This window comes from Paenibacillus sp. 276b, from assembly GCF_900107875.1.
Lineage (GTDB): Bacteria > Bacillota > Bacilli > Paenibacillales > Paenibacillaceae > Paenibacillus > Paenibacillus marchantiae.
On the sequence record NZ_FNRR01000001.1, the window covers coordinates 2,141,007 to 2,159,849 of the forward strand.

General features: G+C 44.9%; 17 protein-coding genes. 3 read left to right on the top strand and 14 right to left on the bottom strand.

The annotated features are described in order from the left end of the window. Positions 1–62 precede the first annotated feature (62 nt). The 9 genes from BLV50_RS09035 to pdhA form a co-directional block, all read right to left on the bottom strand. Positions 63–2,411 (bottom strand): type IA DNA topoisomerase, encoded by a 2,349-nt coding sequence (locus BLV50_RS09035; protein WP_090807086.1) that lies wholly within the window; start codon positions 2,409–2,411, stop codon positions 63–65. 125 nt (positions 2,412–2,536) lie between these two features. Beyond that, positions 2,537–3,004, bottom strand: a complete 468-nt coding sequence (locus tag BLV50_RS09040; RefSeq protein ID WP_024633997.1) for a ferric iron uptake transcriptional regulator — start codon at positions 3,002–3,004, stop codon at positions 2,537–2,539. A 303-nt stretch (positions 3,005–3,307) separates the two neighbouring features. Further along, positions 3,308–4,795, bottom strand: coding sequence for a glutamate synthase subunit beta (locus BLV50_RS09045; RefSeq protein ID WP_090807088.1), 1,488 nt, complete (start codon positions 4,793–4,795; stop codon positions 3,308–3,310). A gap of 625 nt (positions 4,796–5,420) precedes the next feature. After that, positions 5,421–5,909, bottom strand: coding sequence for a dihydrofolate reductase (locus BLV50_RS09050; RefSeq protein ID WP_072733281.1), 489 nt, complete (start codon positions 5,907–5,909; stop codon positions 5,421–5,423). Between the two features lie 29 nt (positions 5,910–5,938). After that, a complete protein-coding gene (thyA, locus tag BLV50_RS09055) occupies positions 5,939–6,733 on the bottom strand; it encodes a thymidylate synthase (protein ID WP_063562828.1) in 795 nt (264 codons plus the stop codon). Positions 6,734–7,069: 336 nt separating this feature from the next. Further along, entirely contained in the window at positions 7,070–8,485 is a 1,416-nt protein-coding gene (gene lpdA / locus BLV50_RS09060) for a dihydrolipoyl dehydrogenase (RefSeq protein ID WP_024630356.1), read from the bottom strand. A gap of 3 nt (positions 8,486–8,488) precedes the next feature. Then, positions 8,489–9,802: a dihydrolipoamide acetyltransferase family protein gene (locus tag BLV50_RS09065; RefSeq protein WP_072733282.1), complete on the bottom strand. Its 1,314-nt coding sequence runs from the start codon at positions 9,800–9,802 to the stop codon at positions 8,489–8,491. Positions 9,803–9,977: 175 nt separating this feature from the next. Then, positions 9,978–10,955, bottom strand: a complete 978-nt coding sequence (locus BLV50_RS09070; protein WP_072733283.1) for an alpha-ketoacid dehydrogenase subunit beta — start codon at positions 10,953–10,955, stop codon at positions 9,978–9,980. A 105-nt stretch (positions 10,956–11,060) separates the two neighbouring features. Then, the gene (gene pdhA, locus BLV50_RS09075; protein WP_053780908.1) at positions 11,061–12,128 is read right to left on the bottom strand and encodes a pyruvate dehydrogenase (acetyl-transferring) E1 component subunit alpha; all 1,068 of its coding nucleotides are present in this window, start codon (positions 12,126–12,128) and stop codon (positions 11,061–11,063) included. A gap of 255 nt (positions 12,129–12,383) precedes the next feature. Between pdhA and BLV50_RS09080 the strand changes: the two genes are divergently transcribed. Further along, positions 12,384–13,118, top strand: coding sequence for an alpha/beta hydrolase (locus BLV50_RS09080; RefSeq protein ID WP_090807090.1), 735 nt, complete (start codon positions 12,384–12,386; stop codon positions 13,116–13,118). A 158-nt stretch (positions 13,119–13,276) separates the two neighbouring features. On the opposite strand, the gene BLV50_RS09085 is transcribed toward BLV50_RS09080, so the two are convergent. Further along, the gene (locus BLV50_RS09085; RefSeq protein WP_072733284.1) at positions 13,277–13,747 is read right to left on the bottom strand and encodes a low molecular weight protein-tyrosine-phosphatase; all 471 of its coding nucleotides are present in this window, start codon (positions 13,745–13,747) and stop codon (positions 13,277–13,279) included. 1 nt (position 13,748) lies between these two features. Continuing rightward, entirely contained in the window at positions 13,749–14,417 is a 669-nt protein-coding gene (locus BLV50_RS09090; protein WP_064640785.1) for a trimeric intracellular cation channel family protein, read from the bottom strand. Between the two features lie 187 nt (positions 14,418–14,604). On the opposite strand from BLV50_RS09090, the gene BLV50_RS09095 reads away from it, so the two are divergent. Both BLV50_RS09095 and BLV50_RS09100 read left to right on the top strand, forming a co-directional pair. Further along, positions 14,605–15,246, top strand: a complete 642-nt coding sequence (locus BLV50_RS09095) for a thiamine diphosphokinase (RefSeq protein ID WP_063562833.1) — start codon at positions 14,605–14,607, stop codon at positions 15,244–15,246. 281 nt (positions 15,247–15,527) lie between these two features. Continuing rightward, a complete protein-coding gene (locus BLV50_RS09100) occupies positions 15,528–16,028 on the top strand; it encodes a C40 family peptidase (protein ID WP_053780904.1) in 501 nt (166 codons plus the stop codon). A 135-nt stretch (positions 16,029–16,163) separates the two neighbouring features. Here the strand turns inward: BLV50_RS09100 and BLV50_RS09105 are convergent, their stop codons facing one another. From BLV50_RS09105 to BLV50_RS09115, 3 genes are all read right to left on the bottom strand, one after another. After that, entirely contained in the window at positions 16,164–16,853 is a 690-nt protein-coding gene (locus BLV50_RS09105; RefSeq protein ID WP_090807092.1) for a winged helix-turn-helix domain-containing protein, read from the bottom strand. A 173-nt stretch (positions 16,854–17,026) separates the two neighbouring features. Continuing rightward, positions 17,027–18,076: a ThiF family adenylyltransferase gene (locus BLV50_RS09110; protein WP_090807093.1), complete on the bottom strand. Its 1,050-nt coding sequence runs from the start codon at positions 18,074–18,076 to the stop codon at positions 17,027–17,029. Then, a complete protein-coding gene (locus BLV50_RS09115) occupies positions 18,073–18,840 on the bottom strand; it encodes a thiazole synthase (RefSeq protein ID WP_063562836.1) in 768 nt (255 codons plus the stop codon). Before BLV50_RS09115 ends, BLV50_RS09110 begins: the two co-directional genes overlap by 4 nt. Positions 18,841–18,843: the final 3 nt, after the last annotated feature.

An 18,843-nucleotide genomic window follows, 5' to 3' on the forward strand; every position in this document is an offset into this window, starting at 1 on the left:
TAGGATTTGGCGCTGGTATATCAGCCTTCACGTTCTTCTTTCTGCTTTTACATCCAATACACCTATGCATCCTGCTTTTCCGCAGATAGCTTACCTGTTACCTTATCTTGCAAAATAATACGTGCCTTCACCGTACTTCCGTCTTTTCGTTTAAAAGCCAGTACTTGAGTACTTCCCTTTTCAATTAACGCTTTTAACATCGTACTGGTGATTTTCTTGCCGACGTACTCTTTCCATATGACAAAGCCGCAGCCTTCCTTAAACCTTGTACAGCCATAACCTTTTTTTCCTTCAATAATCTGACCGGTGCAACCCGGTGATGGACAGAATGCCAGCGTTTCACGAACGCCCGGTTGACTGGAAGTCGAAGTTCGCGTTTGTGCCGTTGAGTTCGCAACACTGCCATTTCTGGATGACGCTCCCGACGTTTGACGTGAAGGCTTCGAACCTGCAATGGTACTTGAGCCAGTACCTGATGTCTTGGTAGAAGTAGTTCTAGTGCTGGTTCTCTGGGTTTTGGCTCCTTTGCCTTTACCCCGTCCCCCACGTGTGTCTTCCCCAAAAGCATCCGCTGGTGCGGGTGCCTGCACACGTACTTTATCAATAATGGACATCGTAAATTTTTTGACATTCTCCATAAACTTGTCCTGGCCCGCTTCACCTTTGGAAATTTGGTACAGTCTTCTTTCCCATTGGCCCGTCATTTCAGGAGAAGTTAACAGATCTACGCCTGCCTTACGAATTAGCTCGATAGCTGTCCGACCCTTCAACGTCAGTTGCATCTTTTTACCCTGCATCGTAATGTAACCCACGTTTTTGAGTCGTTCTATCGTTGCCGCACGAGTCGCAGGTGTACCCAGTCCACTGTCCTTCATTGCATCACGTAGCTCTTCATTCTCGATCTGTTTCCCTGCACTCTCCATTGCTTTTAGCAACGTTCCCTCAGTATAACTCTTGGGAGGCTGTGTCGCCTTCTCCTTGAATTCACTCTTGGTACATTGAACAGGCAATTCAGGTTGAACGGCAAAGGCCTTGTCCGTCCATTCCTCTGCTTCCTCTTCTTCGTTGCTATTTTTCTTTGTCTTTTTCTTGCCTGTCTGCTCCTGATCCGAAGTTCCCAGTACCACCTTCCACCCCAGTGACAGCAGTTCTTTCACAGATGTCTTGAACTGGTGCTTCTCAACGTCAGTGAGCACGGTATGCTGCTTATACTCTGCTGGCGGATAGAAATGAGATAAGAAACGTCTTACGATCAGATCATAGATATTCTGTTCATCCTTGGATAACGTACCCGGTCGTTTTAATGTAGGCAGAATTGCATGGTGATCCTCAACTCTGGATGGGTTACATACACCCTTGTTACCTTTATGAACAAGTTCAGGTTTCGCTCCTTGCGCCAGTTCACTATAAGGTCCATTTTTAAGCAGATTCAGCGTTTTGTGCATACCTTCAATATTCTGTTCCGTAACATAGTTTGAATTGGTCCGTGGATAAGAGATCACTTTATGTTTCTCGTAAAGCGCCTGTGCAATATCCAACGTTTTCTTCGCTCCATATCCATACTTGGCATTTGCTTCACGCTGCAAAAGGGTCAGATCATACAAGCGGTATGGATACTCCTTGGTCTGTTTTGCTTCGTACTTGGTAATTTGTCCCGTCTTCCCCTTAACACTAGTCGCAATCGATTCAGCAATGGCGGGGTCGGTCAGCTTGTCCCCTTGACGTAATCCCCTGTACTCCACTCCTTCTTGACGAAACCATGCGGCTACTTCATAAAAGGTCTGGGACTGGAACGCTTCAATCTCGATTTCCCGATCATAGATCAAGGCCAGTACCGGAGTCTGCACCCGGCCTACAGAGAGCAAGGCATTATGTCTTGTAGTGAAAGCCCGGGACGCATTCATGCCAATCAGCCAATCCGCTTCACTACGAGCCCTGGCAGCATGGGTTAAATTCTCAAATTCCGAGGCATCTTTCAAACCGTCAAAACCACGTTTAATACTCTCAGCGGTCAGGTCCGATATCCACAGACGTTTGACAGGCTGACGCAGCTTCAACTGTTGTTGAATTAAGGCAAAAATATACTGTCCCTCTCGCCCTGCATCACAAGCATTAACGATGGCCGATGCCCTTTTTGCAAGTTCTCCGATCATTTTCAGTTGATCTTTCGTTCTGGGGTTGGGTACAATCTTGAACTGATCCGGAATGATCGGCAGGTCGCCGATATTCCAGCGCTTGTACTTTGAATCATAGGCATCCGGTTCAGCAAGTCCCAATAGATGACCAATCGCCCAGGTGATAATGTAATGCTCACCTTCCAAATAATTGCGATTGTTCTTGGCTCTTGGTTCTATGACGGCGGCAATGGTTCGGCCCATGTCGGGCTTTTCCGCAATAACCAGTGTCTTCATCCGTCCATCTCTCCTCCTTCACCGTCCAGATGACGGCAAAAAGGGGCCTTCCGCCCACGGAAGCCCCTTGCTTCTGAAACTTATTATATCAGATTTTGGTTGCGGGAGCATCCTCCCCATTGGATTTACCCTGCTGCCTGTTCATTCAAAGCCTGCTTCGCTCTGCACTCTTTGCATACGCCCTGAAAATCAAGTCGATGGTCTGTAACGGCAAAGCCGTACTGACGCTCGATTTGTTGTTCCAAACGAAGCAAGCCATCCTCCATGATCTCTTCTACAGTGCCACACTCTGTGCAAATCAAATGATGATGGTGATGTGAACCATCCGTACTTCGCAGGTCGAAGCGCGCAGCACCGTCCCCAAAGTTAATCTTTTCTACGACCTGTAGGTCACTAAGCAGTTCAAGCGTACGATATACCGTAGCCAATCCAATCTCAGGGAATTGTTCCTTGACCAGCAGAAATACTTCCTCTGCGCTAAAATGATCCTTCTCATGCTCAAGTAACACACGTACCGTAACTTCTCGTTGCTGTGTCAGCTTATACCCTTTTGCAACCAACTGTTTTTTAATGTCATCAATCTGTTCTGAAATGGATTTGTCCCGGTTACTTGCCATAAAGATTGCACCTCCGGATATTATAATTTCACAATTCGTGTAGTTTTTAATTAAGCATCATTACGTTTCTTATTTATAATCATTATAATGTAATAATAAATCTTTATGAGATAAAAAGCAATGCTATACCTCACAGTTGTCTAAAATAATTGTAGCTGAACGTCTCATGTTATCTTAAAAACAACAAAAAACCCCCGCTAATTGCGAGAGTTTTATTGAATCAGTTATATATTTTATTAAAAAATTGCAAATCCATATCCATATACGGCTCATTATTCTTTATACGAGAACTGTAGCACCCATCAAGTATTTGTCCACTTCACGGGCAGCTTCACGGCCTTCATTAATTGCCCATACAACCAGACTTTGACCACGGCGCATGTCACCTGCTGCAAATACTTTATCCACATTGGTATTGTATTTGCCGTAACGTGCCTTAACATTGGTACGACGGTCTGTTGCAAGTCCGAGTTGCTCCACAAGAGTCTGTTCCGGTCCGTCAAAACCGATAGCAATCATGGCCATTTGAGCTGGGAAGACGCGCTCTGTACCCGGAATCGGCTGATAGATCTTACGTCCCGTCTCATCTACAATACGCTCGATTTGAACGGTGTGAAGTTCTTTGAGATTACCCTCGTCGTCACCCACAAATTTGGTCGTCATGATGGAGAACTCACGCGGATCGTCACCGAACAATGCTTTCGCTTCTTCCTGTGCATAATCAAGAGTATATACGTTCGGGAATTGCGGCCAAGGGTTGTTAATACGATCCCGTTCCATAGGAGCCTGAGTATGTGTGCCAAATTGTGTAATGCTCCGACAACCATGACGAAGCGATGTAGCTACACAGTCGGAACCCGTATCCCCGCCACCGATGACGATAACATCCTTGTCCTGTGCTGACAGGTAGTTACCATCCTCAAGGTTGGAGTCCAGGTAACTTTTGATGCTGCCATTCAGGAAATCCATGGCGTAATGTACGCCTTTCAAGTCACTGCCTTCAATGTTAAACTCACGTGGTTTGGTTGCACCGCCGCACAGGACAACCGCATCATAATCATCCACCAGTTGCTGCGCAGCAATATCTTTACCGATCTCCGTGTTTGTTACAAATTGAATACCTTCTGCTTCCAACAAATCAACACGACGCTGAACGACGTTTTTGTCCAATTTCATCGTAGGGATACCATACATCAGCAAACCGCCGACACGGTCGGAGCGCTCGTATACCGTTACCGAGTGACCTGCTTTGTTTAACTGAGCTGCTGTAGCCAGTCCTGCTGGACCTGAACCTACAACTGCTACACGTTTAGCCGTACGTTTCTCCGGTGGCTGGGGAACTACCCATCCTTCTTCAAAACCCTTTTCAATAATGGCTTCTTCAATCGTTTTGATGGTTACAGGTTCACCGATCAGTCCCACTGTACATGACCCTTCACAAGGAGCAGGACAGACACGACCTGTAAACTCAGGGAAATTATTCGTTTTGTGCAGACGTTCAAGCGCCTCTCTCCACAAACCACGATACACCAGATTATTCCATTCTGGAATCAGGTTATGCACAGGGCAGCCCGAAGTTCCGCCAGTCATATCTATACCTGTATGGCAATACGGGGTACCACAATCCATGCATCGTGCACCTTGTGTTCTGAGCTCTTCTTCAGCCATATGTTTATGAAACTCTTCCCAATCCTTAACCCGCTCCGCTGGTTGGCGGTCCGCAGGCAGCTGCCGTTTGTATTCCATAAATCCAGTAGGTGTAGACATCTTACGTTTTCCCCCATCCGTTCTTGTCTTAATCCCTTCATCTGCATGGTTCTATATGAAATGGATTACTCATGTTTGAGTTTTTGTATATTGTATCACAAAATCTTCTCGAAGATATTTCAATTATAGTAGCACTTTGCATGCTGAATATTAAATGGATTATCCGAATAATTATTTGTATTTTATACATCATATCGTCCAAGTCTACCCATGGTCAATACCCTTAAAATGGTTATTTCCAAGGTGTGGCTGTACAAAACCAGGCGTTTAATTGATGAAAAAACGGATCAAACGTCATTTAAATGTGAGGTAATTTGTCATTAAAAACAACAATTTATGCTGTTTTAGGCTGCCAAATCCGAACAATAACTGATTTTAGGGCTTTACAACGGTGAATTCCCACAATTTTTATACTTTTTTACCACAGAGTGAATAAGGGGATATGTATTGCATTCATTTTTTCGTTATTTTTACGTCATATTTATGTCATTTATATGTTAATTCGTATTTATTTCATTCTATTTCTAAAAGAAAAGACGCTGTTCACGAATATTTCGCAAATCAGCGCCCCTATACTTCGTAAATAGCATATGTTTGGGCTCTTCTACTTCATCTTATGACCCTTTTACCGTTTTCGTTCGTAGAACTCAAACGTATATGCATAAACATTTTTTTCATCTTGCTCGCCTTCGATCTGTTCTGTTAGCTCCCACTCCGACCAATCCACATCCGGGAAAAAAGTATCCCCCTCAAAATTCTCATGGATTTTGGTCACCACCAGACGATCTGCGAGTGGCAAAAACTCACGATAGACCTGGGAACCGCCAATGACGCAGAGCTCTTCGCCTTTTGTAACTTCCAGACCCTCTTCAATCGTATGCACCACTTCAGCCTGATTCGCTTGGTAGTTCAGATCTCTTGTTACAACAATATTCCGACGTTGCGGAAGCGGCTTGCCTCCAAAGGACTCCCATGTGTTACGTCCCATAATAATCGTTTTGTTCAACGTACGTTGCTTGAAAAAGGCCATATCTTTAGGCAAACGCCACGGAATGGAATTATTCAATCCAATGACACCATTCTCGCCCATCGCCCATACAAGTTCAATGCTCAAGATTTCACACTCCTTCAATCCGTGTCTGTTTATACGGCAATCGGGGCTTTAATACCCGGATGATGCTGATAGTTCTCAAACTCAAAATCATCAAACGTATAATCGAAAATGGAATCCGGCTTGCGCTTGATTACCAATTTAGGCAACGCGAACGGTTCACGCTCCAACTGCGTTTTCACTTGTTCCACATGGTTCGAGTAGATATGAACGTCCCCACCGGACCAGATGAACTCTCCCACTTCAAGATCACACTGCTGCGCAATCATATGTGTCAGCAGCGCATAGCTGGCAATGTTAAATGGCAACCCGAGGAACGTATCTACAGAACGCATGGTAAGCATACACGATAGTTTACCCTCAGCCACATAGAACTGAAACGCGAAATGACAAGGAGGCAATTTCATGTTGTTAATCTCCGCCACATTCCAGGCACTAACGAGGTGACGCCGTGAATCTGGATTATTCTTGATCGAATCAATAACGGCAGCAATCTGATCGATCTTCTCCCCGTTTGGTGCTTCCCAAGTACGCCATTGTGATCCATATACCGGACCTAGGTCGCCATTTTCGTCAGCCCAATCGTCCCAGATCTTCACGCCGTTTTCCTTGAGATAGGATATATTCGTATCCCCGCTCAAAAACCACAACAACTCATGAATGACTGATTTCAGATGGATTCGCTTAGTTGTTACCAGCGGGAACCCTTCGGATAGGTCGTATCTGAGCTGTCTGCCAAATACCGACTGTGTTCCAGTTCCGGTGCGATCTCCCTTATGCACGCCAGTATCCAAGATATCCTGTAATAAATCGAGATAGTTTTTCAAATTATATTCCCCTCGCACTTCTAATTTCATAGCAATAAAAACAAACAAGAACATTCACACAACTGGTGTTTGCTCCAATTTGCCTTATTTTTAAAAAAACAGCATCGACCTAAGCCCTCCGCTGTCATATTGGTTGTTACAGTGTACCACATTAAGCTTCTGATTGCATGGTGCGCTTAATTGATTTAAGTGCTACTGAACCTCATTAATTCATGTCATTAACAGGCTCTCTCTTTAGGTGTTCACATAAAAAAAGGGACAGACAACGCTGTAACACGTTATCCATCCCTTCCTGATTTACGTATAATGCCGGACGAATCCGAAGCTTAGACGATATTAGCGGGAAATGATGTGGATCGGATGACCCATAACCAGTTCCGCAGCTTCCATCACGATTTCACCCAAAGTAGGGTGAGCGTGAATAGTCAGCGCCAAATCTTCCAGAGTAGCACCCATTTCAATTGCGAGACCAAGCTCAGCAATCAGGTTGGAAGCTTCCAGACCTACGATTTGGCAACCCAACACGAGGCCGCTTTCTTCGTCAGCAACGATTTTCACGAAGCCTTCAGCGTGGTTCAAAGATACAGCACGGCCATTACCCGCATATGGGAATTTGCCAGCTTTTACTTTGTAGCCTTTTTCTTTAGCTTCTTTCTCAGTGTAACCTACGCTGGAGCACTCAGGATCTGTGAACACAACTGCAGGCATACATTTGTAGTCAACTACAGATGGTTGTCCTGCGATCGCTTCAGCAGCCACTTTACCTTCATAAGAAGCTTTGTGGGCAAGTGCCAGACCGGATACGATATCACCGATTGCAAAGATGTGAGGAATGCTAGTACGGCCTTGGTGATCAACTTTAACGAAGCCACGCTCGTCAACGTCTACGCCAATCAGGTCCAGACCAAGCTCTCCGTCTGTATTTGGACGACGTCCAACAGTAACCAGCAGGTAATCTGCAGTTACTTCTTTGGATTCACCATTTACGGAATATTTAACAGTTACATCTTTATCCGTTTGCTCAGCACTTTCAGCTTTTGCACCCGTTACGATTTCGATGCCTGTTTTCTTCATGTTTTTAGCTACGAGGCTAGTCATGTCTTTATCGAAACCTGGCAGTACAGTATCCAAACCTTCGATAATTGTTACTTTAGCACCGAATTTGGAGTACATTTGACCAAGCTCAGCACCGATATAACCGCCACCGATAACGATCATGCTTTTTGGAACTTCAGGCAAGTTCAGAGCTTCTGTTGAAGACAGAATGCGTCCGCCAAACGGGAAAGGTTTCAGTTCGATTGGACGGGAACCTGTTGCAATGATTGCATTTTTAAATTTGTAACGTGGTGACTCGTGATCGTTGAATACACGAGCTTCGTTTTCGTTGATGAACATGCACTCACCGTTGAAAACTTCAACTTTGTTGCCTTTGAGCAAACCAGCTACGCCGCCAGTCATTTTCTTAACAACGCCGTTTTTGAATTCTTGAGTTTTGCTGAAGTCCACTTTTACGTTCTCTGCAGAGATACCAAAAGCTTCGCCATGCAATGCAGACTCATATTGGTGTGCAGCCGAGATCAGGGCTTTGGATGGAATACATCCGCGGTTCAAACAAACGCCGCCCAGTTCGGATTTGTCTACGATCAATACGCTTTGGCCCAGTTGAGCAGCACGGATGGCAGCTACATAGCCACCAGGACCCGCACCAATTACTAATGTGTCGATATTGAGAGAAGCGTCGCCTACTACCATATCTTACACCTCCATAACAAGCAGCTCAGGGTTAGCGAGCAGCTGTTTAATGTAGTTCATAAAGTTTTGTGCTGTTGCGCCATCGATGATACGGTGGTCGAAGCTCAGGGAAAGAGCCATTACAGGTGCTGCAACTACTTCGCCATTTTTGATAACGGCTTTTTCGCTGATGCGTCCAGTTCCGAGAATTGCAACTTCTGGGAAGTTGATGATTGGAGTAAAGAACATACCGCCAGCAGAACCAATGTTACTGATGGAGATTGTGCTTCCTCTCATTTCGTTCGCGCTTAATTTGCCATCGCGGCCACGAGCTGCCAGATCACGAATGGAATCAGCGATCATCCAGATGGATTTACGATCAGCATCTTTGATAACAGGAACGATCAAGCCGTTGTCTGTATCTGTAGCGATACCGATGTTGTAGTATTTTTTGTATACAATTTCATTAGCTTCTTCATCGATCATAGCGTTCAATGCTGGGAACTCACGGGAAGCTGCAACCAGAGCTTTAACGATGAATGGCAGATAAGTTACTTTTGTACCTTTTTTCTCAGCGATAGGTTTCATGCGAGTACGGAAAGCAACCAGTTCAGTTACGTCCACTTCGTCCATGATTGTAACGTGAGGTGCTGTGTAAGCTGATTTAACCATCGCATTGGAGATCGCTTTACGGATACCTTTGAATGGTACGCGCTCTTCTTCCACACGTTGATCAGCTGCAGCTGCTGCTGGTGCTGCGGATTTTTTCTCTTCTTGAGCCGGAGCTTCGGAAGATGCCACTGCGGAAGAACCGCCACCGTTTTTGAAGGATTCAACATCTTCTTTAGTAACTTTACCATTGTTGCCAGTACCGTTAACTTGAGCGATGTCTACGCCTTGTTCGCGAGCAAATTTACGCACGCTTGGTGTTGCCAGAACGTCCTTGGCAGGTACTGCCGGAACGCTGTTGTTTCCGCCTTCTTTAGCTGCATCCGAGCTGGAAGCTGCTGCGGAAGAACCGCTTGTGTCAGCTCCGCCTTGAGCTGCATCTTTTTCTTGATCGTCTGCAGGAGCGTCGTCTTGCTCAGGAAGCTCGCCTTCAGCATCGATGATTGCAACAACTTCGCCAACGTGGCAAACTTGGCCATCTTTTGCGAATACTTCTGTTACTGTGCCGTTAACCGGACAAGGTACTTCAACGACCGCTTTGTCATTCTGTACTTCCATGATGATGTCGTCGTCAGTTACTTTGTCACCGACTTTGATGTGCATCTTGATGATTTCGCCTTCGTGAAGGCCTTCGCCCAGTTCAGGGAATTTGTATTCAAATTTAGCCAACTGAAAAACCTCCTTGATTATGTCTCAATCCTGAAAACAACCCTTAACTCCAAGAAACAACCGTTACTGCTAGTGCAATAAACTGTTACTCAAGGGGCTAATGGCTGTTTACAGTGCAGCTTGCGCTGCGGTGTGGATCACCATACTGCGCCTTGCGGCATGTCAGATGATTAAATTAGAAATTTACGACTTTGTTAACCGCAGCAACGATACGTGCTGGGTTAGGAAGCCATGTATCTTCGATTTGTGCAAATGGATATACAGTATCCGGACCAGCTACACGCAGAACCGGTGCTTCCAAGTGCAGGATTGCTTTTTCATTGATTTGGGCAATGACTTCAGCTGCAACACCTGCGCTCTTTTGAGCTTCCTGTACAACAATTGCACGGTTTGTTTTCTTAATGGAAGCAACGATAGTATCGATGTCGATTGGGCTAACCGTACGAAGGTCGATAACTTCAACTTTGATTCCTTGTTTTTCGAGTTCTTCTGCTGCTTTCACAGAAGTGTGAACCATCATACCGTAAGTAACGATAGTTACATCAGAACCTTCACGAACAACGTTCGCTTTACCCAGCTCAACTGTGTAATCTTCTTCAGGTACTTCTGCACGGAATGCATGGTACAAGTTCAAGTGCTCCATGAAGAATACAGGGTCGTTATCGCGAATAGAAGCGATCATCAGACCTTTTGCATCGTAAGGGTTAGAAGGTACTACCACTTTAATACCCGGAGTTTGCGTAAGCAAACCTTCGAGGGAATCTGTGTGCAATTCTGCCGCTTTTACACCGCCACCGAATGGTGTACGGAATACGATTGGAGAATTATATTTACCGCCGGAGCGGAAACGCATACGAGCTGCTTGAACTACCATTTGGTCAAGGGCTTCGAAGATAAAACCAACGAATTGGATCTCGGCAACCGGACGGAAACCTTGAACACCCAAACCAACAGCCAGACCGCCAATAGCGGACTCAGCGAGTGGAGTATCAAATACACGCTCTTCGCCAAACTCTTTTTGCAGACCTTCCGTTACACGGAAAACGCCGCCTACATTACCTACGTCTTCACCGAAAAGCAGAACGTTAGGATCACGTTTCAACTCAACGCGAAGCGCATCACGGATTGCTTCTTTCATGTTCATTTGTGCCATTTGCTTCATTTCCTCCTTAAACATTGACAGTTCACATTTGAATTCATACATGTATACCGGGACACCGGAACCCGTCCCGGATGTTTATGCTTTATCGGAAAAAACTTATTGGAAATCAGCTTTTTGCTCTTCCAAGTGCTTAGGCGTTTGTTCGAACATGCTGTCGATCAAGCCTGAAATCGTCATTTTCTCGGTTTTTTCCGCTTTTTTGATCTCTTCGTTCACTTTTGCTTTTGCTTCTTCTTTCACACGTGCTGTATCTTCTTCAGTCCACAGACCTTTTTTCTCCAGATATTTAGCAAAACGTGCGATTGGATCTTTAGCATTCCATTCAGCCTCTTCTTCTTTTGTACGATACTTGGAAGCATCGTCAGAAAGGGAGTGAGGACGGAAACGGTAAGTTACTGCTTCGATCAGAGTTGCGCCTTCGCCGTTACGACCACGTTCAGCAGCTTCCTGAACCGCTTTGATAACTGCGAAGATGTCCATACCATCAATTTTAACACCTTTGATACCTGCTGCTACCGCTTTGTGAGCGATGGACAGCGCTGCCGTTTGTTTAGCAAAAGGAGTTGTGATGGCATAACCATTGTTTTGTACAAAGAAAATAACAGGCAATTTGTAAACACCAGCGTAGTTCAGACCTTCATAGAAGTCACCTTCTGAAGAACCACCATCACCTGTGTACGTAATTACAACTTGTTTTTGTTTCTTCAATTTGTAACCCATAGCAATACCCATTGCGTGCAGGATTTGTGCACCAATGATGATTTGCGGCATCAATACATTAACGCCATCCGGAATTTGTCCACCATGTTGGTGTCCACGGGAGTACAGGAACGCTTGATAAAGAGGAAGTCCATGCCACACGAGTTGCGGAATGTCACGATAGCCAGGACATACAAAGTCTTCTTTTTCAATTGCAAATTCACTACCAACCATTGTAGCTTCTTGACCAGATACTGGAGCATAGAAACCAAGACGACCTTGACGGCCCAGGTTTACTGCACGGTCATCCCAAGTACGGGTAAATACCATGCGATACATAATTTCTTTTAATTGATCGTCGGAAAGCTTAGGCATCATGTCTTTGTTAACGATTTCGCCGTCAGGAGACAGCACGGACAGAGCTTCTACATCCTCCGTATATACTTCATAAGGAACCTTGCTCATTTTTTTCTTCACCTCAACAAAAAATTTGAATATCAAGTTCCGCTGTTATAATATTATTATACACCTGTTTCACTGCATACGTCAAAGATATCCGTAATTTTTTTATGTTTCCTTCCGGATTGTATGTATAACAGGGGCTTAATATTGGTATAACAGCATAATACATGTTTGCGTATTTGACCTATCCCCGCACAAGGTTAATCTTACCGTATTGCGCGGTCGAATGCAAAAATTAACCGAGAAAGGTGACGTTTTATGACGGATTCCCGCTATTTGAAACGCACGATTGTAAAGGAAGAGATTGAGAGCCGCTATCTCGGAGAGAAGCGCAAATTACGAATTTATCTTCCCCCAGGCTATAACGAATTGTTATCTTACCCTGTCGTATATTGTCAGGACGGTGAAGAATTTTTCAACTTTGGACGTATCGCCACCACTGCCAACCGCATCATTCTCGACGAGGGAGCCGAACCTTTCATTATAGTAGGAGTTCAGGTTGACGTGTCTGTAAGAACTCAGGAATACGCCCCTTTCGGCGATCGGTTCAAGGCGTATACCTCATGCTTCGCTGAAGAGATTATTCCCTATGTAGAAGAGAAATATCCTGTGCGCCGCTCTCCGCAGGAACGTGTTCTTGCCGGAGACTCACTGGGTGGCAGCGTTTCACTTCATCTTGCTCTACTCTATCCAGACCTGTTTACACGTGTCATCAGCATGTCTGGGGCTTACTACTCCGCTTCCCAGGAGATCTACGCTGCAGCTGAAGACTTGTCCTGGTTATCGATCTGGATGATTGTTGGTTTGCAGGAGACTGCCTTTGAAGCCGATACCGGCACATATGATTTTGTTCAATTGAACCGGGATACCCGTGATTTGCTCGAAAAACGAGGTGCGCTTGTCTCCTATCAGGAGAAAGACGGGCATCACCAATGGGGATTCTGGCAGAACGAGCTGCCGGAAGCATTGCTTTACTTTCTTCAAGAAAATTAATTGGATTATTGAACAGGCGGCTGAAATGCCGCTTTTGTTTTACATTCACATGGTACCGCTTACATGAACGTTCAAAAAAGAAGCAGGCTCACCTGCTTGTCCGTTCCAGCTTCTTCTCTTGTATCACACAAGTCATTCCTAGAGAACATCACCGATTGTTATATCAAAGAATGTTCCTTCTCAATCCGATCCATCAACACGTCGCAGCCTGCATCAACCAGCCTGTATACTTCTTCAAAATTCCCTGTATAATACGGGTCGGGTACTTCACGGAGCGTCTCGTTCGGCAGCAGATCCATCATCTTGATAATTTCCGCATCCTCACCACCTGTTACACTTTTTACGTTAGCTGCGTTGGAATCATCCATGCATATAATGTAATCAAAATGTGTGAAGTCCGCACTCGCAAATTGTCTTGCCGCCATGTTGGCATAAGAAATTTGATATGAATCCAGCAATGATCGTGTCCCCTCATGCGGAGGTTTGCCAACATGCCAGTCTCCTGTACCTGCTGAGTCCACTGAAATCTGCTGATCAAGTCCTCTTTCACTCACTTTATGACGGAGGACAGCCTCAGCCATTGGTGAGCGGCATATGTTGCCCAAACATACAAACAAAACGTTAATCATGTTATTCCCCCTTACTCAAGGTGCGGTTAAGTGGCGCTGGTGTTGTCTGAGGTTTCACACTCTCCGTTTGTACCAGAGAACGACGAGGCAGCTTCCATTTATAATGAACAGAACACATTCGGAAGAACACAACTGCGGCGAAACATATTAACAGCCCAACGTTGGTTGTGAACCATCCCATACCTATGGCAAAACCAGCTGTTATTGCCCACACGGCATAAATTTCATCACGCAGTACCAATGGCTTCCTGCCAGCCAGCAGATCACGAATGATTCCTCCGCCTATACCGGTCATCACTGCGGCTACAATAACCGCACTAATGGGATGTCCCATATTGGCTGCGTATAACGCCCCTTGAATCGCAAATGCTGCAAGTCCAATCGCATCGAACAGCGCTTCTGTCCGCTTCCAGTGACCAATCCACTTAAGAGGTAGTACGAAAGCAATCGCTACAGATATAAGGGCGAGCATAATCAGCATTCCCTGGCTCCACAGCATCGTTACGGGTACACCAATGAGAACATTACGAATGACTCCGCCTCCAAATGCGGTCACGAGTCCCAGTACCAGCACACCTAAAATATCATATTCCTCTTCCATTGCCACGAAAGCTCCGGACATTGCAAATGCAATGGTACCTATAATGCTGAATACTTCAAAAATGTGCAAGTCCAACCTGTTCAAACCTCACTTTTCAAGTCATCTCCATGTTGCTCTACCCATTGTATCCGCGCATGCCGAAATTGTGCAACCACATTTTGTGGATTATACTGGTTTTGTGAATGATTTTTGCATCATTCTAACACCTTAATTAGAAGTGAATTGTTTCTTTATTGATTAGGAAGGATGAAATAGAATGACTAAGAAACGAATTGTTATTTTTACGGGGGGAAACCTCTCTCCTCAATTTCTAAAAGAAATCGGTAAGGATGACATCATTATCGCAGCTGATCGTGGGGCGTTGTTCTTAATAGAACATGGGATTCAACCACATATCGCAGTAGGTGATTTTGATTCCATTACCGAACAGGAACGGGAGAAGGTACGAGATAACAGCGAACGGATAATCACCTGTGATCCTGTGCATAAGGATTTGACCGATACCGAGATGGCATTTGAAACAGCATTGGATCTTGAGCCTACTGACATTCTTATGTTGGGCGCAACGGGCACACGCATGGATCATACACTGGCTAACGTACATATTATGGTCCGCGCTATGCAGCATCATATTTCCTGTACTCTGCAGGATGAACACAATTATATGATGCTAACAACCTCCGAAGCTTTTGTGGAAGACCGCGGATATGAGTACATCTCCCTGCTCCCACTTACTAATGAAGTAACAGGTATCACACTGGAAGGTTTCATGTACCCGCTAGATCAAGCTACTATACGCATGGGACAATCTTTGGGGATTAGCAACAAACTGCTCGGAAAGTCTGGCACCGTCTCTATTGATAGTGGGTTATTACTCATTATTCAGAGCAAAGATTAACCTTCCGCCTATACTTATTACGTTTTTGTAACCTATGATTTAGATTAAAAATAAGAGCATAAAACAACAAAGACCCTTGAATATCAAGGGTCTTTTCTATTTTTGTAACATTCGAGCTTCGTCAATGATTAATTTTTTGACATTTTTAATGGTATTTTAATAAACAAACCCAAACCGTTGCGGCCCTAGGGAGAATCAGGTTCCATCCAATTTCTAGGCTGTTACAAAGCTGTTATACTCGCTCTAGCAACTAAACGAAAACGAATTTTGGAGGTACTCACATGAAAACAAACATCTTTGTCCAAAAGGCCGTAACCGTCGGGTTGTGCGCTACACTAGGTTTTGGAGCTGTATTAATGACTAATGCACCTGTCGCACAGGCAGCAAGCGCTTCTGTATCCACAGGACAACAAATCGTGAACTATGGTAAAACCTTTACAGGAACTCCATATAAATTTGGTGCGTCAACTTCTACAACCAAAAATTTTGACTGCTCTTCTTTTATGAAATACATCTTCAAAAAGTATGGTGTAGACCTGCCACGTACATCCGTTAAGCAATCCCAAGAAGGTGTAGCTGTTTCCAAAGCTAATCTGCAAGTGGGAGATCTCGTCTTCTTCTCCAGCGGTAGTCGCTCTACAGGCTCCAATATTACTCACGTAGGCGTATATGCAGGCGACGGAAAAGTTCTGCACACGTACGGATCACCAGGTGTAACTCTCTCCGACTTGAACTCGGGGAACTGGAAAAAAACATATATTAAAGCTCGCCGCGTACTGTAGCTCATATTCCGAAAATAACGAAGCGAGTAGGGCCGGATCTGATGATCCGGTCCTTTTATATTTACCCAATGAAGTTCTCTCTCCAAACAGGAGTTATGTGGAAAACAGGAACTATGTTCGGTGATACGACCTCTTTTATTGAGTATGAAGCATATAACCGATGCCACGAACGGTATGAATTAATTTGACACTCCTCCCCTTATCCACCTTCACTCGTAAATGTTTGATATATACATCCACCACATTAGTATCCATTGCAAAATCATACCCCCATACTTCCCTTAAAATAACGCTCCGGGGACACGCCTCATTCACATGACGAGCCAAAAATTCCAGCAATTCGTATTCTTTCGGAGTTAATACCAGATATTCGCCTGCACGACTTACACGACGTGAACGCAGATTGACCTTGAGGTCATGTACTACAATGACTTCTTCATCTTCCTGTGAAGCATGCGAGAACACACGTAAAAGATTCCGTATTCTGGCCATCATCACATTACCGTGAATAGGTGCTTCCATCACATCATTAGCGCCGTAATCGAGTAATTCCACAATCAATTCAGGCGATATCTTGGGAGTTATCACAAGCAATGGGGAGGTGACACCTATGTGTACAAAAGACTCTAGTCCATTTTTCAGGGTATCTTCGTGACATCCTTCATTCATTAATATGATCATATTGAGATTCGTGAGTGTTAGTTCAGAAATACGGTTCAGATCTGTCCATTCCATTTTCTCGACTTGGTACCCTTCTGCACACAGTATGCCTTGAATAAAAGAAACCAGATCGCCCCTGCCAACCAGTAATATGGATGTTTTCATTTTTTCACCCGGCCTGTCTTGTACGCTGCTACATTTGTTGGTTTAAACTACACTTGGTCTCCACATCCTTGTGACCACTGTGCATCGCAGCATTGTTGTATGTTTATCATGCCGTAAAATGAAAAAGTCCATTCCCGGAAGGAACGGACGCGGAACATTCATTTGATTTTTCTCTAACCAAAGTACCGGTGAACCAGTGTACGCGCCTCTGCCGTGTCTTTTGTTCCATGAACAAGGACACGACCATCCTGAAAAATGACCATCCTGTTTGCTCCTGTTGTAAAAGAAACCAAAAATGGATTAACCTCCACTTTGCCTTCATCCAACTTGCCGAGACGATCAGCCGTATGTTGTAAATCCAGATTCATCCGCCGTGAAGGGCGAATCTGTACCGTATCCCTACCACATAATACGTCTGTTTTTTCCAGGTTTGAGGCAGAGAGGTACGGATAGTTAGCCTTTACTCCGCAGGAAGGACAATCTTCTTTTCGGGCACCGTCGACGTTAATGGATATGTATTCATTTCTCCACACATCGAATGATAACAACTTGCGTCTCAGTGCACCTGAATTACCACTGAGAAGCTTCATTGCTTCGGCAGTCTGATTAGCCGTAACCATCTGCACCGCCTGAGGGATAATGCCTGATGTGTCACAGGTATCCCCACCTAACGGAACCTCACCCAACAAGCAGTTTAAACAAGGCGTTTCTCCAGGCAGAAACGTGTAGGTAATTCCATAACTGCCCACACATCCTCCGTAAATCCACGGAATACGATACTTCTGAGACATATCATTTATTAATAGCCGGGTATCAAAATTATCTGTTGCATCCATGATCAAGTCTGCGTTCTGAACCAGTTCTTCCAGTTCATCTACTCTGACGTCCATCACTTTGCCTACAACCTCAACGTTAGAATTAATGTCAGATAGGCGCTTCTTCGCTGCCATCGCTTTGGGCATTCGCTGAATGGCGTCTTGCTCAATATATAATTGCTGTCGTTGTAGGTTGCTCCACTCCACATAGTCACGATCTGCAATAGTAATATGGCCAATTCCTGAACGTACCAATGTTTCCGCAATACCCGTACCAAGCGCGCCCGCTCCAACAATTAATACTTTGCTGTTATTCAATCTATGCTGACCTTCCTTACCGATAGGTGCATACCGTTCCTGTCTGGAATAGCGGTCTCCCTGTTCAGAAGATCGTGTCTGATTAGTCATGTATGAATCATTCCTTCCGCCGGACTACTCGCTGCTGCATAGCGCTTAACGGGAATCATGCCTGCCTCATAAGCCAGTCTGCCTGCTTCAACCCCCATTCGCATGGCCTTCGCCATCTTTACCGGATCTCCTGATCCGGAGACAGCCGTATTCAACAATACACCGTCAGCTCCCAGCTCCATCGCATGAGCAGCATCTTTAGGTGCTCGAAGTCCTGCATCCACAATAACAGGAACGACGGCTTGTTCAATAATAATCTCCAGATTATAGGGATTAATAATTCCTCTCCCCGCCCCTATGGGTGAAGCCCCAGGCATAACAGCATGTACGCCGAGTAGTTGCAATCGCTTGGCCAGAATAACATCGTCCGAGATATAAGGCAGTACCGTAAAGCCCTTTTCAAGCAAGATCTCGCAAGCTTTATAGGTTTCAATTGGGTCAGGAAGTAATGTGATTCCATCGCCGATAACTTCTACTTTTATCATATCACAAAGTCCTGAAGCCCGAGCTAGTTCAGCGATTCGCACAGCTTCCTCTGCTGTTGCAGCACCCGCTGTATTGGGAAGCAGGGTATATCTTTTCAAATCCAGTGTGTCCAGAAAGTGCTGTTTGTTCCGATCTTCCAAGTTCAAACGCCGAACCGCGAACGTTAATACTTCCGTACCGGAGGCTTCAACCGCCTGGCTCTGCACTTCCAAGTCCGAAAATTTGCCTGTACCCAGCAGCAATCTAGACTCAAACGTATAATTTCCAATCCTCAACATAAT

Coding starts and splice junctions, on each gene's coding strand:
- BLV50_RS09035 (WP_090807086.1), bottom strand. CDS start 2,411: ATGAAGACACTGGTTATTGCGGAAAAGCCCGACATGGGCCGAACCATT.
- BLV50_RS09045 (WP_090807088.1), bottom strand. CDS start 4,795: ATGTCTACACCTACTGGATTTATGGAATACAAACGGCAGCTGCCTGCG.
- lpdA (WP_024630356.1), bottom strand. CDS start 8,485: ATGGTAGTAGGCGACGCTTCTCTCAATATCGACACATTAGTAATTGGT.
- BLV50_RS09070 (WP_072733283.1), bottom strand. CDS start 10,955: ATGGCACAAATGAACATGAAAGAAGCAATCCGTGATGCGCTTCGCGTT.
- pdhA (WP_053780908.1), bottom strand. CDS start 12,128: ATGAGCAAGGTTCCTTATGAAGTATATACGGAGGATGTAGAAGCTCTG.
- BLV50_RS09080 (WP_090807090.1), top strand. CDS start 12,384: ATGACGGATTCCCGCTATTTGAAACGCACGATTGTAAAGGAAGAGATT.
- BLV50_RS09085 (WP_072733284.1), bottom strand. CDS start 13,747: ATGATTAACGTTTTGTTTGTATGTTTGGGCAACATATGCCGCTCACCA.
- BLV50_RS09095 (WP_063562833.1), top strand. CDS start 14,605: ATGACTAAGAAACGAATTGTTATTTTTACGGGGGGAAACCTCTCTCCT.
- BLV50_RS09100 (WP_053780904.1), top strand. CDS start 15,528: ATGAAAACAAACATCTTTGTCCAAAAGGCCGTAACCGTCGGGTTGTGC.
- BLV50_RS09105 (WP_090807092.1), bottom strand. CDS start 16,853: ATGAAAACATCCATATTACTGGTTGGCAGGGGCGATCTGGTTTCTTTT.
- BLV50_RS09110 (WP_090807093.1), bottom strand. CDS start 18,076: ATGACTAATCAGACACGATCTTCTGAACAGGGAGACCGCTATTCCAGA.
- BLV50_RS09115 (WP_063562836.1), bottom strand. CDS start 18,840: ATGTTGAGGATTGGAAATTATACGTTTGAGTCTAGATTGCTGCTGGGT.